11 protein-coding genes are annotated in these 14342 nt (G+C 59.1%); 10 read left to right on the top strand and 1 reads right to left on the bottom strand.

Annotated elements, in window-relative coordinates:
• Positions 1 to 67 precede the first annotated feature (67 nt).
• Positions 68 to 1132, top strand: coding sequence for a TMAO reductase system periplasmic protein TorT (torT, locus tag K3727_17905; GenBank protein ID UWQ90617.1), 1065 nt, complete (start codon positions 68 to 70; stop codon positions 1130 to 1132).
• Between the two features lie 115 nt (positions 1133 to 1247).
• Positions 1248 to 2591, top strand: a complete 1344-nt coding sequence (locus K3727_17910; protein UWQ90618.1) for an MmgE/PrpD family protein — start codon at positions 1248 to 1250, stop codon at positions 2589 to 2591.
• A 264-nt stretch (positions 2592 to 2855) separates the two neighbouring features.
• Here K3727_17910 and K3727_17915 read toward each other — a convergent pair whose 3' ends face one another.
• Entirely contained in the window at positions 2856 to 3278 is a 423-nt protein-coding gene (locus tag K3727_17915) for a MarR family winged helix-turn-helix transcriptional regulator (GenBank protein UWQ90619.1), read from the bottom strand.
• A gap of 105 nt (positions 3279 to 3383) precedes the next feature.
• Between K3727_17915 and K3727_17920 the strand changes: the two genes are divergently transcribed.
• From K3727_17920 to K3727_17955, 8 genes are all read left to right on the top strand, one after another.
• Positions 3384 to 4502, top strand: a complete 1119-nt coding sequence (locus K3727_17920) for a substrate-binding domain-containing protein (protein UWQ93445.1) — start codon at positions 3384 to 3386, stop codon at positions 4500 to 4502.
• Between the two features lie 109 nt (positions 4503 to 4611).
• Complete coding sequence (locus tag K3727_17925) at positions 4612 to 6234, top strand: flotillin family protein (GenBank protein ID UWQ90620.1); 1623 nt, start codon at positions 4612 to 4614, stop codon at positions 6232 to 6234.
• Between the two features lie 53 nt (positions 6235 to 6287).
• Positions 6288 to 7508, top strand: coding sequence for a transporter substrate-binding protein (locus K3727_17930; protein ID UWQ90621.1), 1221 nt, complete (start codon positions 6288 to 6290; stop codon positions 7506 to 7508).
• A 77-nt stretch (positions 7509 to 7585) separates the two neighbouring features.
• Positions 7586 to 8452 (top strand): branched-chain amino acid ABC transporter permease, encoded by an 867-nt coding sequence (locus K3727_17935; protein ID UWQ90622.1) that lies wholly within the window; start codon positions 7586 to 7588, stop codon positions 8450 to 8452.
• Positions 8452 to 9489, top strand: a complete 1038-nt coding sequence (locus K3727_17940) for a branched-chain amino acid ABC transporter permease (GenBank protein ID UWQ90623.1) — start codon at positions 8452 to 8454, stop codon at positions 9487 to 9489. The genes K3727_17935 and K3727_17940 overlap by 1 nt, the downstream gene beginning before the upstream one ends.
• Positions 9482 to 10198 (top strand): ATP-binding cassette domain-containing protein, encoded by a 717-nt coding sequence (locus K3727_17945; GenBank protein ID UWQ90624.1) that lies wholly within the window; start codon positions 9482 to 9484, stop codon positions 10196 to 10198. Before K3727_17940 ends, K3727_17945 begins: the two co-directional genes overlap by 8 nt.
• 1 nt (position 10199) lies before the next feature.
• Entirely contained in the window at positions 10200 to 12563 is a 2364-nt protein-coding gene (locus K3727_17950) for an amidase (protein ID UWQ90625.1), read from the top strand.
• Positions 12564 to 12574: 11 nt separating this feature from the next.
• Entirely contained in the window at positions 12575 to 14335 is a 1761-nt protein-coding gene (locus K3727_17955; GenBank protein UWQ90626.1) for an AMP-binding protein, read from the top strand.
• Positions 14336 to 14342: the final 7 nt, after the last annotated feature.

A 14342-nucleotide genomic window follows, 5' to 3' on the forward strand; every position in this document is an offset into this window, starting at 1 on the left:
AAAAGAGCAAATTTGATTTCCCTTTTGCACCTGTCCACCTATGGTCCGGTCAACATAAAGGGCTGCTATGCGTCGAATTTTGATATTGGGGTTTGCTATTCTGCACAGCACTGCCATGGCTGAAACCTGGCAGTTGAACGCACCGGATACGGCGTTTGACTACACCGGTTCCTTTTCCCAAATCGACTATCAACCAATTGATAAAGCATCGCAAAACTGGTCCATTTGCGTCTCGTATCCACATCTCAAGGATGCCTATTGGCTGAGCGTGAATTATGGCATGGTCGAAGAGGCCCGCCGGTTGGGCGTCTCTTTCCACCTGGTCGAAGCAGGCGGTTATCCCAACCTGGACCGACAGATCCAGCAGATCGAAGCCTGTGTGGATGATCAGGCGGACGCATTGGTTTTGGGCACCGTTTCCTTTGACGGGCTGACCGAAACAGTTGAACGGATTGCCCAGAGCGTTCCGGTGATTGCCGCCGTGAATGATATCGCAGATCCCGGAATCACGGCCAAAGTCGGCGTCTCCTGGACCGAAATGGGGGCCGAAGCCGGCCGAGTGATCGCCCGCGCCCACCCCAAGGGCTCTGACCCGGTCAAGGTTGCCTGGTTCCCCGGCCCGGAAAAGGCCGGCTGGGTCAGATTTGTCGAAGCCGGGTTTCGCACGGCTGTACGCAACAGCTCGGCCGAAATAGCGGTGACCAAATACGGCGATACCGGGCGGGAAATTCAGGTGCTGCTGATCGAAGAGGCATTGGACGAGGCACCGGATCTTGACTATATCGTCGGATCGGCACCGGCGGCCGAAGCCGCGGTTTCCGTCCTGCGCGCCCGCGGGATGCAGGATCAGGTCCGGATCGTGTCAGATTATTTCACCCACGCGGTGCATCGTGGCATTCGTCGCAACCGGATCATAGCCGCGCCGACGGACATGCCGGTGCTCCAGGGGCGTCTGGCCATCGAAATGGCGGTTCGGGCAATCGAAAACAAATTGGACGTCACCCATCTGGGCCCCGCGATCCAGGTCATATCAGGTGTGCAACCTGATGTTGCGCTGATCCAGCATTCTCTGGCACCTGCCACATTTGTCCCGGTGTTCGAGTTCAAGGCGCAAGGCACAGAAGACCACTAAGCACAGGTGCCCCGGAAACGACGCCAAAAGTCGCGGACGTGCTTGATCTGCTTCCCGGCTGCCCCGAGGCTGAAACCCGAGCCGCCTTTGTATGCCCAATGGGAAACGACACCAAATGACCCTGCCTTTTGACAGTTTCGCCGCCGATTTGCGTTATGACGCCCTGCCTGCGTCCGTGTTGCACGTGCTGCGGCGCAGCTTTGTGGACACGATGGGTGTTGCAGCCGTAGGTGCCACAACCCCGCTGTCAGGAATTGCGCGCAAGGTTGCTCCGATGATCTTTGGCAGCGGGTCGGCGGGATCTGCGCGGATGTTGATGGACGGGCGGGCGACCAGCCCGGTCGGCGCGGCCATGGCCGGAGCCTTTACCATCGACAGCATCGACGCCCATGACGGGGTGACACCCTGCAAGGGGCACGCAGGTTCAGCTATCTTTCCCGCATTGATCGCCATGGCACAGGCGAGCGAACAACAGATCAATGGACAACGTTTTGCCGAGCTGTTGGCCATCGCCTACGAGATTTCCTATCGCGCGGGATTGGTCCAGCATGCCACCTGTGACGACTATCACACGTCAGGAGCCTGGACCGCCGTGGGCGTGGCAGCGGCGGGGGCGGCGCTTTTGGGCGGAGACAGCGAACAGATCCGCCAGGCCGCCGGGATCGGAGAATATCACGGCCCGCGAAGCCAGATGATGCGCTGCATCGACCACCCGTCAATGGTACGTGACGGGGTCGGATGGGGCGCGCCTTCTGGTGTCACAGCGGCCTATCTGGCACTGGAAGGGTTTACGGGTGCCCCCGCCCTGACCTGCGAAGGCCCCGAAGGGCAAGAGTTTTGGCAGGATCTAGGGACGGGATGGCGCACTGTCGATTACACCCACTACAAGGCCTACCCCTGTTGCCGGTGGGCACACCCATCGCTCGACGCGGTGCATGATATGATGCGCGACAATGAGCTGACCCATGATCAGATCTCGAACGTCGAAATCCGCACCTTTCATTATGCCACCCGTCTGGCCGGGCACGAACCCCGGACCCAGGACGATTTCGCCTATTCCATCGCCTTTCCCGTTGCCGCGATGATCGTGCGCGGTCAGGTCGGGGTGAATGAACTGACCGATGCAGCCCTGAATGATCCAGATATCCTGCGCGTCAGCCGGTCGGTCCAATTGATCGACGACGATGATATGACCCGTATCAGCACCGACAAACGATGGGCTCAGGTGACGCTGGTTCTGACAGATGGTCGCCGGATCGAAGACGCTCCACGGACACCGCGCGGTGACGCGGATCGCCCGCTCAGCGACGCACAGATATCGGACAAATTCCACGCTCTGGCCGACCCGATACTGGGGCGCGCGCGCGCAGACGAAATCGAAGCCCTGTCCGACCGGTTTGATCACCTGTCCGCAGGTGATCTATCCCGGTTGTTCGACTTGTGCACGCAACCGGTTTGAGCCACCCAAGCGCCAAAATGGCAGATCCATAACTGGATAGGCAACGTCCGCTGGGCGTTGCCCCTTGACCGCGAATTCGACCGGATCCAGCCTGTCTGGCGCTGTGCCACAGCCGCCCCGTCCAGCGCAAAGTGATGGACGCAGGTGATCTTCATAGCTGACACGCACACATCCCGGCCCTTGGGCGGCACCTGACCGTCGCCGCCCAAGAATTTTACCTAAAATTCTTGCCCGGTGGCGGGTACAGCGCCCATTTTCAGAGTCTCACGTGAGACCACGCAGCAACTGGATCAGCTTTTGGGTTTCCTGATCACCCAACTGCCCCAGGATCACCGCATCATGGTCGTCGATTTCCTGGCGGATCTGAAGCATACGTTTACGCCCCAGGGCCGTGGGGAGAAGGTTGATCTGGCGATTGTCATTCTGGGCCACCTGTCGGTGCACCAAACCATCCGACACCATTCGATCCACCATCTTGGTCAGCGTTGGAGGATTCATCAACACGATCTCGGCCAGCTGCCCCATCGTCAGGCGTCCGTCCGCCTCCAGCGTCTCCAGAACCCGCCATGCTTCGATCTGAATGCCATGCTTGCGCAGCCGCGACGCCAGTGACGTGTTCACCGCGCGATGCGCCGCTGCCAGTGCATAAGAGAGATAGTTGCTGATCGGACTGATTTGATCATCCATGGCGCTCACCGTTTCCTGTATTCGAGAATTTAGTTGACTTGGAAAATAAATTCAAATGGAATGTGGCGGGTCCCCATCACCGAGCGAAAGGGCGACGCCGAAATGATGACATCTGCACCCGGTCCTCATGTTCCAACCGAATTGGAGGAACTGCGCGAGGGTCCGCTGACGCGCGCCAAGGGCACGTATCGCATCGCGCTGCTTATCCCTTTGTGTGGTTCGGCCGGGATCTGGGCCCCCTCCTGTATCTCCAGCGCACAGGTTGCAGTGGAAGAGTTGAATCGCGCTCAGGGGCTGGACGGGCGCAAGGTACAGCTGATCATGCTGGATGCCGCATTGGAGGCGAGCATCCCGATCGAAGAAACCGTCAATGACCTGATCGAAACAGAATCGATCGACGCCATTGTCGGCATGCATATCAGCGCAATCCGCCAGCGTCTGAGCAAGGTTGTGCGCCAGCGCATCCCCTATGTCTACACGCCCCTCTACGAGGGCGGAGAGAGCACGGCGGGCCTGTTTGCCATTGGAGAAACCCCACAAGAGCAACTGGGCCCCTCCATGGCCCTGATCCAGAGCGAATACAAACCCCGCAGTTGGGCACTGATCGGCAATGATTATGTCTGGCCGCGCACCTCGCATCTGTATGCCAAAGCAAAGCTGCGCGAAATGGCAGTCGGGCTGGCCTATGAGAGATATCTGCCGTTTGGGCTGAAAAACATGGACCAATATGTCAGGGAAATCGGGCAATCGGATGCCGATGCCGTGCTGATTTCGCTGGTTGGTCAGGATGCCGTGACGTTCAACCGGGCCTTTGGCAAAGCGGGCCTGCACAAACGTGTGGTTCGTCTGTCCTGCGCAATCGAGGAAAACGCTCTGATGGCCAGCGGTGCCCGAAATACCAAACGCATGTTTGCCGCATCGTCCTATTTTGGCACCTTGCCGACCGAGGCCAACGCCGCCTTCAAGGAGCTGTATTACGGAGTACATGGCGACCAGGCACCCGTGTTGAATGCCTTGGGGCAATCGACGTATGAAGGGGTTCACTTCTTGGCCGGTCTGATGCAAGGCCACGCCTCGATCTGGCACGAAAAAAACCTGTCCAACGCGCTGCCGGTGATTCATCGCAGTGGTCGAAAATGCCTCTCTGCAAACAAGAGCAAACGTGCACCGATTTACCTGGCACGCGCAGATGGATTGAAATTTGAAGTAATAAAAGAAATATAATCAATAGCTTATCTATATTTACTTTCCAATTCAAATTATTACTTGAATTGGAAAGTAAAATCCACCACGGTTTAGCGAACAGTCGTCGCACCGCTTGAAAGCGGGCGTCATGACACATGCTAAGTCGGGGAGAATTGTCTTGCTTTGGGTTGTATTGTTGGTGCTCGCTGCGCTGATCATCCTTGTCGGGATCTGGTTTCTGCAACGCTATTACGCCAAGGCGGCGTTGGATACGGCGCTGGTACGTACCGGGTTCGGGGGACGCCGTGTGGTGACGGATGGCGGGTGTCTGGCGTTGCCGATTCTGCATCAGGTTCAAAAGGTCTCGATGGGGGCTTTGACATTTGCCACCACCCGACAGGGCCGCGACGCGGTGCTGACCCGGGACCAGATGCGTGCAGATGTGGTGTTCGAATTCGAACTGCGGGTCGCTCCGTCAGAAGACGCCATCGCAACCGCCGCCCAAACCCTGGGCCAGCGCATTGCCCGGGGCGGAGATACCGTACAGGACGTTCTGGCCGGGACATTGGTCAACGCCATACAGAATGCTGCCGCGGCGCGTACTTTGGACGAAATCCATCTGGATCGGTCCGGTTTCTCTGCGGATGTTGCGCAAGCCATCGAAACACAGGCCAGCCTGTTGGGGCTGACGCTGGTTTCGGCCTCGCTGATCTCGGTTGACCAAAGCGATCTGGCACAGTTGAACGAAAACAACGCATACAACGCGCAGGGGATGCGGCGGCTGGCCGAACTGGTCGCCGAGCAGCGCAAGGCCCGCATCAGGGCCGAAACAGAATCCGACATCGCCGTGCGTGAAAGCAAATTGGCCCAACATCAACGCCAGCTGGAGTTGCATCGTCAGGAACGCGAAGCCGAGATTGCCCAACAGGAACATCTGGCCCGGCTCGAAGCGGACGCGACATCGCGCCAGGATCAAGCCCGGGTTGAGGCCCAGCGCGCCAGTGAAACCGCCCGCATCGACAGCCAAGCGCGCGTCAAGACCACCCAGATCGAACAGGATGAAGCCCTTCGTAAATCCGAAATGGCCGCCCTATTGGCGCTCGAAGAGGCCAAGATTTCCAACGAAATCCAACTGGCCCGCAAGCGGGCCGAAGAATCCGAAGCCAAAGCAGCCGAGGAACAGGCCCGCGCCCAGGTCCTGTTGGCTGGCGAACATGTTCAGGCACAAAAGGATCGCGCCGTGGCCGAACGTGAACACGCCATTGCCCGACTGCAACAGGACAAGGAACTGGATCTCGAAGAGGCCCGTGTCAAACGCGACGTCGACACCCTGCTGACGCGGGCCCAGGCCGATGCCACCGCCGCCGCCAAAGTGGCCGAAACCGACCGGTTGCGCATGGAGGCAGAAGCCGCCGGTCGTGTCGCGCTCAACTCCGCTGAAAATACCCTCAGCGACGCGGTGATCCGGATGCGGCTCGAAGAGCGCAAACTGGACCGGATGCCGGAAATCATGACCCAGATGATGAAGCCGGTGGAAAAGATCGACTCGATCCGCATCAACCAGATCTCCGGTGCCGGTGGCGCTGGAACCGGGGCAACCGAAGGTGTCGATGGGGCCTTTGGGGCCGCGATGGATCAGATCCTGGGCATGGCCGTGCGCCTGCCCGCGATGAAACAGATGGGCGAGGAAATCGGGCTCGACTTTGATGCCAACCTTGCCGGGCGCACCGCCGATTACGCCAACCGTATCAAACCAAAAGACAAAAGCTGAAGCAGGGCAAACCCTGTTCATCTTCATCCAACAGACATCAAGGAGGACAAGACATGTCATTGAACAGACGTAACTTTCTGGCTGGAACCGCGACCCTGACCGGAGCGGGCCTGCTGCCGCAAGTGGCCATGGCCGGGGACCGGATCAAACTGGGATCGGTTCTGGACACATCCGGCATCTTTGATGCCTATGGCAAACCGATGGATATGGCCATGCGCCTGGCGGTGAACGAGATCAACCAGTCCGGCGGGCTGTTGGGCAAACAGGTCGAGGTCATCGGCTATGACACCCAATCCGACATGGCGCTGTATTCGCAATACGGCCAGCAGCTGACCCGTCAGGACAAAGTGGACGTGGTGCATGGCGGCATCCTGTCGGCCAGCCGCGAGGCAATCCGCCAGACCATGCGCAAGACCAAGACGTTGTATTTCTATAATGTTCTGTACGAAGGCGGTGTGTGTGATCGCAATATCTTTATCAACGGCGTGACCCCGGCCCAGCAGGTCGAAGCCCTGGTCCCCTATGCGATGAAAAAGGCGGGCAAGAAGGTCTATATCCTCGCCGCCGACTACAACTATGGACAGATCACTGCCCGCTGGATCCAGAAATTTGTCGCCGAAAACGGCGGCGAAACTGTTGGGGTCGACTTCTTTCCGCTGGATGTCAGCGACTTTGGCTCGACCATCGCCAAAATCCAGACCGCGGCCCCAGATCTGGTGATTGCCCCGCTGGTTGGTGGGGCGCATTTGTCGTTCTTCCGCCAATGGGCGGCGGCTGGTATGAAAGATCGGATACCGTTGGCGTCGACCACGTTGGGTGTGGGCAACGAACACAAGGTGCTGACCCCCGAAGAGGGCAACGGCATCATGGTAGCCTATAAGTACAGCCAGGAGCTGGACACCCCCGCCAATGCTGCGTTCAAGCAGAACTGGGCCAACGCCTATGGCGACAGCAATTCGATCCACGAGATTGCCGTGTCAAACTATCAGGGTGTGCTGACCTGGGCCGAAGCGGTGCGTCAGGCCGGATCGCTGGATCGCGATGCGGTGATAGCCGCGCTGGAAACCGGGCTGTCCATCGACGGACCCGCGGGCAAGATCACGGTAGATCCGAAAACCCATCACGCCGTTCTGGATGTCCATATCATGGAGTTCGAGAACCAGGGCATGAAGGTGATCGAAACCCTGCCCCAGCGCCAGCCGATCGACACCCAGGCGGTCTGTGATCTGTCGGCCAACCCCGGCGACAACACCCAATACGAAATCCAGATCTGACGCTCTCACAGATCTGTTGCAGGGTGGCTTTGGGCCGCCCTGCCCCTTCCTTTTTCTCCCAAAGAAAACAAAGGCTCATGGACCTGACATTCGTCATACTTGTTGAAATGCTCTATGCGGTAGCCTCGCTGATCCTGATCAGTGCCGGATTGGCTGTCGTGTTCGGCATGATGAAAGTGATCAACCTCGCCCATGGTGAATTCATGATGATGGGCGGATACGCCACCATCACCGCCGTGCAGCTGGGCGTAAACATATTCGTTGCCATGCTGATCATCGCCCCCATCGTGGTGGGGCTGATCGGATTGATCGTAGAACGGCTGGTGATCCGGCACCTTTATGGGCGGTTGGTGGATACCATGCTGGCGACCTGGGGGCTCAGCCTGTTTTTCATTGGATTGGCCACGATGATCTTTGGCAATACCACCACCGGCATTTCGACCCCGATCCCCGGATTTACGGTGGGGGGCTATCAGATCAACGGCTATAACTTCTTTATCATCCTTGTCTCGGCTGCCCTGCTGATCGCCAGTCTGGTGGTGCTGAAGTCCACTCGTGCAGGATTGATCGCGCGCGGTGCCATGCAACGATCCGACATGGCGGCGGCGTTGGGCTATAGCCCGGACCGGATCTATATGGCGACGTTCTTTTGCGGCTCGGCACTCAGCGGATTGGCCGGGGCGGTTTTGGCACCTCTGGTCGGGTTGGTACCCACATCAGGCGGAGCCTATATCGCCAAGGCGTTCATCACCGTGATCGCGGGGGGCCCTGCGCTGATCGCCGGGTTGTTTTCCAGCGCCACGTTGTTCGGCGCGGTCAGCCAGATCTTTACCTTTGCTGTCTCGCCCGTGATGGGCGAAGTCGCCCTGTTGTTGGCCGCCGTGGTTCTGCTGCGCCTGCTGCCACAGGGGATCACCGGCAAATTCTTCAAGGGAAAGCTGTGATGCAGGGAACCTTGTCAAAAGACGTCATCACCACCGTCATTGTCACCGCGTTGCTGGTCTGGATCCTGCCGCTGATGATCAGCACCTATACGCTGACCGTCCTGATCATCTATGGGATGCTCGGACTTAGCCTGGGGCTGATCTGGGGGTTCGGTGGCATCCTGTGTTTTGGTCAGGCCGCATTTTTCGGATTGGGGGCATACAGTTATGCCATCGCGGCCATCAACATGGGCGAAAGCACCCTGCCGATGATCATCGCCGTTCTGGTTCCGGCGCTGTTCGCCGCGCTGTTGGGCGCAATGATGTTCTATGGGCGGCTGACGGATGTCTATCTGGGTGTGATCACATTGGTGGTCACGCTGATCCTGTTCAAATTCATCAACTCGACCGCAGGACCACAGTATGTGATCGGCAATGCACGGTTGGGTGGCTTCAACGGTATCCCAGGCTTTCAGACCCTGAACGTGCCTGGCGATCCGGATGCCTATATCTGGGGGGATGCCTATTTCTATGTCTGTGCCGTGCTGCTGGCGGTGGTGTTTATCCTGGTCTCGGCGCTGCTCCGCTCCAGCTTTGGCCGGGTTGCGGTGGGCATTCGCGAAAACGAAACCCGCATGTCGCTGATGGGGTATGACGTGCGCGCCCGCAAAACCGTACTGTTTGCTGTTGGGGCCGCCATTGCCGGGCTGGCCGGGGCGCTGTTTGCCAATTGGGGCGAAATCGTCACCCCCAGCCTGTTTTCGCTGGGTCAATCGGCGGAGATCATCATCTGGTGCATCGTCGGCGGGCTTGGCACCCGATTGGGGCCGATCCTGGGCGCGGCCGGGCTGGCCTATCTCAAATTCATGCTGGGACAACAAAGCGTTGTCGACAACACGCTGATCACCGGGCTGATCCTGGTGCTGTTCGTGCTGTTCCTGCCTCGTGGCGTGGTCCCGGCGCTGAGCGGCCTCTGGAAGATCAGCTTTGGCCGTCGCCCGTTGGGCCGCATTCATCACACCCGCCGGATGCGCAACAGGGAGCGTCAACATGGCTGAAATTGTTTTGGAAACCCAAGGTCTGACCATGCGGTTCGGCGGAGTTGTGGCGTCAAACAACGTGGATTTCAAACTGCGCGCGGGCGAGCTGCGGTGTCTGATCGGTCCCAACGGGGCGGGAAAATCCACCTTCTTCAAATGCGTCGCCGGGTTGCAAACCCCGACCGAAGGTCAGGTGTTCATGCGCGGGTTGGAAACCACGCAATGGATGCCGCATGATATTGCCTCGCTGGGTGTGGGGATCAAGACCCAAACCCCCAATGTACTGGACGCGCTGTCTGTGTTTGAAAACATCTGGCTGGCAGCGCGCCGGTTTCATGACCCCAAAACCGCCAATGCCAAGGCACAGGATATCATTGACCGGCTGGCGCTGAATGCCATCGCCCGCAACGATCTGGGCCAACTCGCGCATGGTGAACGCCAACGGGTCGAATTGGGGCTGGTTGCCGTTGGCGACCCTTGGCTGGTGTTGCTGGACGAACCCGCAGCAGGCATGAGCGCCGAAGACGTCGCCCGCATGACCGAGATCATCCACGAATTGAACCGCACCGCCGCCATCGTGATCGTTGAACACGACATGCAATTCATCCGTTCGATCGCCGATACCGTCACCGTGTTCCATCAGGGCGCAGTGCTGATGGAGGACCATGTCGATAGGGTCATGTCCGACCCGATGGTGCGCAATGTCTATTTAGGAAAGAAGGCCTGATATGGGCACAGAAACATCAACAGACACCGCCCATGTATTGGATGTCAAAAGCCTGTCGGGCGGCTATGGCAAGGTGCCGATCCTGCACGGGATCGAATTTTCCGTCGCCGAAAACGAAGTCGTCGGCATCTTGGGCCACAATGGCATGGGCAAGACGACTCTGCTCAAGACGCTGATGGGGTTCTTGCCACCATCATCGGGGACATTGCGGTTTCACGACACCGACATCACCCGCCTATCCCCCTATGAACGCGCCGGGTTGGGGTTGGGATATGTACCACAGGGGCGCGGGATCTTTCCGCAGCTGTCGGTGCGCAACAACCTGCGCTTTGCCTGGCACGAATACGCAGGCGCCAGCGAGAGCGATGTGATGGAGGCCGTTCTGGCCGATTTCCCCCGCCTGCGCCCGCTGCTGGACCGCGATGGCGGCGCGCTGTCGGGTGGTGAACAGCAATTGCTGGCACTCGCGCGCTGTTTGATGGGGGACCCGGATTTCCTGTTGCTGGATGAGCCAACCGAAGGCATCCAGCCGTCGATCATCGAAGAAATGGCCGAAACCCTGCTGAACCTGCGGCAGGCGCGCGGTTTGTCGATCCTGCTGGTCGAGCAGAATTTTGACTTTATCGCCGATCTGTCGGACCGGGTTCTGGTGCTGGAGCGGGGCCGCATCACCGGCGCGCTGAGCCGGGATGAGCTGTCCGATCAGGCCAAGGTTGATCAATTCCTGGGCTTTGGCGCAGCCAGATCGACGCGGGGCAACGACACCCCGCGTCCTATCGCCAAAACCGCTCAACACGCTGCCCAACATGCCGCCCCGCACCCTGCACATCAACCCGCACAAATGGGAACCAACATGACAGTCAAACGCCCCACCCTTGCCCAGATGCGCGACATGGCCACCCGGTTCGGGATGAGCCTGACCGACGCCGAGCTGGCGGAATTCTCCACCATCATGGAACCATATATCCAAGCCTATGACCGGCTGGACGCCACGCCTGACAACCTGCCCCCGGTGCGGTATCCTAGGTCCCCGGGTCATTTCCCAGACTTTTCGGAAAACCCGCTGAACGCCTGGTACGTCAAAACCGAAGTGCGCGGCGCGCCAGATGGTCCGCTGCGCGGCAAACGGATCGCGCTCAAGGACACGATCTGTTTGGCGGGGGTGCCGATGATGAACGGCTCGTCCATCATGGAAGGCTACACACCCGAAATCGACGCCACCATCGTCACCCGGATGCTGGATGCAGGCGCCGTGATCGCGGGCAAGGCACATAGCGAAAATTTCTGCCTGTCGGGCGGGTCCCATACCGGGGCCAAGGGGCCGATCCAGAACCCGTGGAAACATGGGTATATGGCCGGGGGGTCGTCGGGCGGCTCCGCGGCATTGGTTGCGGCGGGCGAGGTGGATATGGCCATTGCCGGGGATCAGGGCGGGTCGATCCGTATCCCGTCGTCCAACTGCGGCGTTTACGGGATGAAACCCACGCATGGGTTGGTCCCTTATACCGGCGTCATGCCGATTGAACAGACCATCGACCATGTGGGGCCCGTGTCCAACACGGTGGCCGACAATGCCCTGTTGTTGGAGGTATTGGCAGGCGAAGACGGGTTGGACCCGCGCCAGTACAAACCCAAAACCTATCGCTATACCGAAGCGTTGGGACGGGGCGCCCAGGGGCTGAGGATCGGCATCTTAAAGGAAGGGTTTCACCGCCCTGAAAGCGAACCGGATGTGGATCAAAAGGTGCTCACCGCCGCTGATCGGTTCCGCGAATTGGGCGCAAGGGTCGAAGAGGTATCAATCCCGGAACACCATCTGGCGGTGGACTGCTGGACCGCCATCACGGTCGAAGGCTTGCAGGATCACATGATGCACGGCAATTCGGCCGGAACCAATTACCGCGGTCTGTTCCTGCCGTCAATGATCGACCACATGGCGCAATGGCGCAGCCGCGCCGATGAGCTGACCCATTCGCTCAAGGTATGCATGTTTCTGGGTGAATTCTTTCAGACACAATATCGTGGGCGGTTCTATGGCAAAGCCCAGAACCTGATGCGCAAGGTCAATGATCGCTATGCCCAAGCGCTTGGGCAATATGATCTTTTGCTGATGCCCACCGTCCCGATGAAACCCCAGGAGATCCCGCCTGCGGATTGTTCGATCACCTTGTATGTGCAACGCGCCTTTGAAATGATCGGAAATACCGCGCCCTTTAATGGCGGACTGCCCGCAATGAATGCCCCCTGCGGGCTGAGCGAAGGTCTGCCCATCGGCATGATGCTGGTCGGGGCGAACTATGGTGAATTGAAACTGTATCAGGCTGCGCATGCCTTTGAACAAAGTGGCGACTGGCGCAGCATGTAAGGAGGCCGAAAATGTCGATCCTGAACGAAAGCCTGGCCTCGCGGATCACCGGGTGGAATACCGGCACCGACGCGCCGACCGCAGCAACTGCGCCGGAAGGTGGCAAATCTTATGTGCGCGGGGCGACCACCCCGCCGCTGACCTATGTCACGATCCCGCAACTGCTGCGCGACGCGGTGTCCCGGTTTGGCCCGCGTGAGGCGGCTGTATTTTCGCAACAGAACATCCGGATGAGCTATTATGATCTGGACCGCGCCGTGGATGAGCTGGCCTCGGGTCTGTTGGCGCTGGGATTGGAAAAAGGAGACCGGGTCGGGATCTGGTCGCCGAACCGGTATGAATGGGTCCTGACCCAATTCGCCACCGCCAGGGTTGGTCTGATCCTCGTCAATATCAACCCGGCCTATCGCCTGTCCGAACTGGAATATGCCCTGAACAAGGTCGGCTGCAAGGCGCTGATCACTGCGAGCGCCTTTAAATCCTCGGATTATGTCGGAATGATTCACACCCTGGCCCCCGAACTGGACACATGTGCCCCAGGCCGATTACAGGCCGCAAAGCTGCCACATCTTCGCAGCGTCGTCGTGCTGGGTGATGGCGGTGTTGCGGGCACCTATTCTTTTGACCAGTTGTGCCAACTGGGTGGTCCGGCACAGCAATTGCGGCTGGACGAGATCGACAAAACCCTGTCGCCAGATGATGCCATCAATATCCAGTTCACATCCGGAACGACGGGTCTGCCCAAGGGGGCAACCCTGTCGCATTACAACATCGTCAACAACGCGCGTTTTGTCACTGACCGGATCGAACTGACCGAAGATGACAGATTGGCGATCCCCGTGCCTCTGTATCACTGTTTCGGCATGGTCATGGGGGTGCTGGGCGCGGTCAGCAAAGGTGCGGCCATGGTGTTCCCTGGCGAATCCTTTGATGCGGCCCAGACCTTGGATGTGCTGGCAAGCGAACGCTGCACGGCCGTCTATGGCGTGCCGACAATGTTTGTGGCGATGTTGCAAGATCTGGACCATACGCCCCGCGACCTGTCCAACCTGCGCACCGGCATCATGGCCGGTGCCCCCTGCCCGGTCGACGTCATGGAGCAGGTCAACACCCGGATGCATATGCATCAGGTCACCATCTGTTACGGCATGACCGAGACCGCGCCGGTGTCGTTCCAAAGTTTCGTGAGCGACCCCACTGACAAACGCTGTGAAACCGTTGGCCGGGTGCACCCGCATCTGGAGGTCAAGATTGTCGATGACACGGGCCAGATCGTTCCAGTTGGCGCGCGCGGAGAGCTGTGCACCCGCGGCTATTCGGTGATGAAGGGTTACTGGGATGACACGGACAAAACCACCGACAGCATCCGCGACGGCTGGATGCACACTGGTGATCTGGCAGTGTTTGACGCGGACGGGTTCTGTTCCATCGTCGGGCGGGTCAAGGACATGATCATCCGGGGCGGCGAAAACATCTATCCCCGCGAGATCGAAGAATACCTGTTCCGCCATCCCAAGATCAGCGAAGTTCAGGTCTTTGGCATCCCGGACGACAAATTCGGCGAAGAGGCCTGTGCCTGGGCAATTGCCAAACCCGGGTGTGAATTGACCGGGGATGAGCTGCGGGACTTCTGTCAGGGCCAGATCGCCCATTTCAAGGTGCCCCGTCATTTCCGGATCGTCACAGAGATCCCCATGACCATCACTGGCAAGCCGCAGAAATTCGTGATGCGCGACCAAATGATTGAGATGTTGAAACAGGACGGCGGTTGAAGGTCGC

Source organism: Rhodobacteraceae bacterium M382 (assembly GCA_025141015.1).
In the GTDB taxonomy this organism is placed as follows: Bacteria; Pseudomonadota; Alphaproteobacteria; order Rhodobacterales; family Rhodobacteraceae; genus Aliisedimentitalea; species Aliisedimentitalea scapharcae.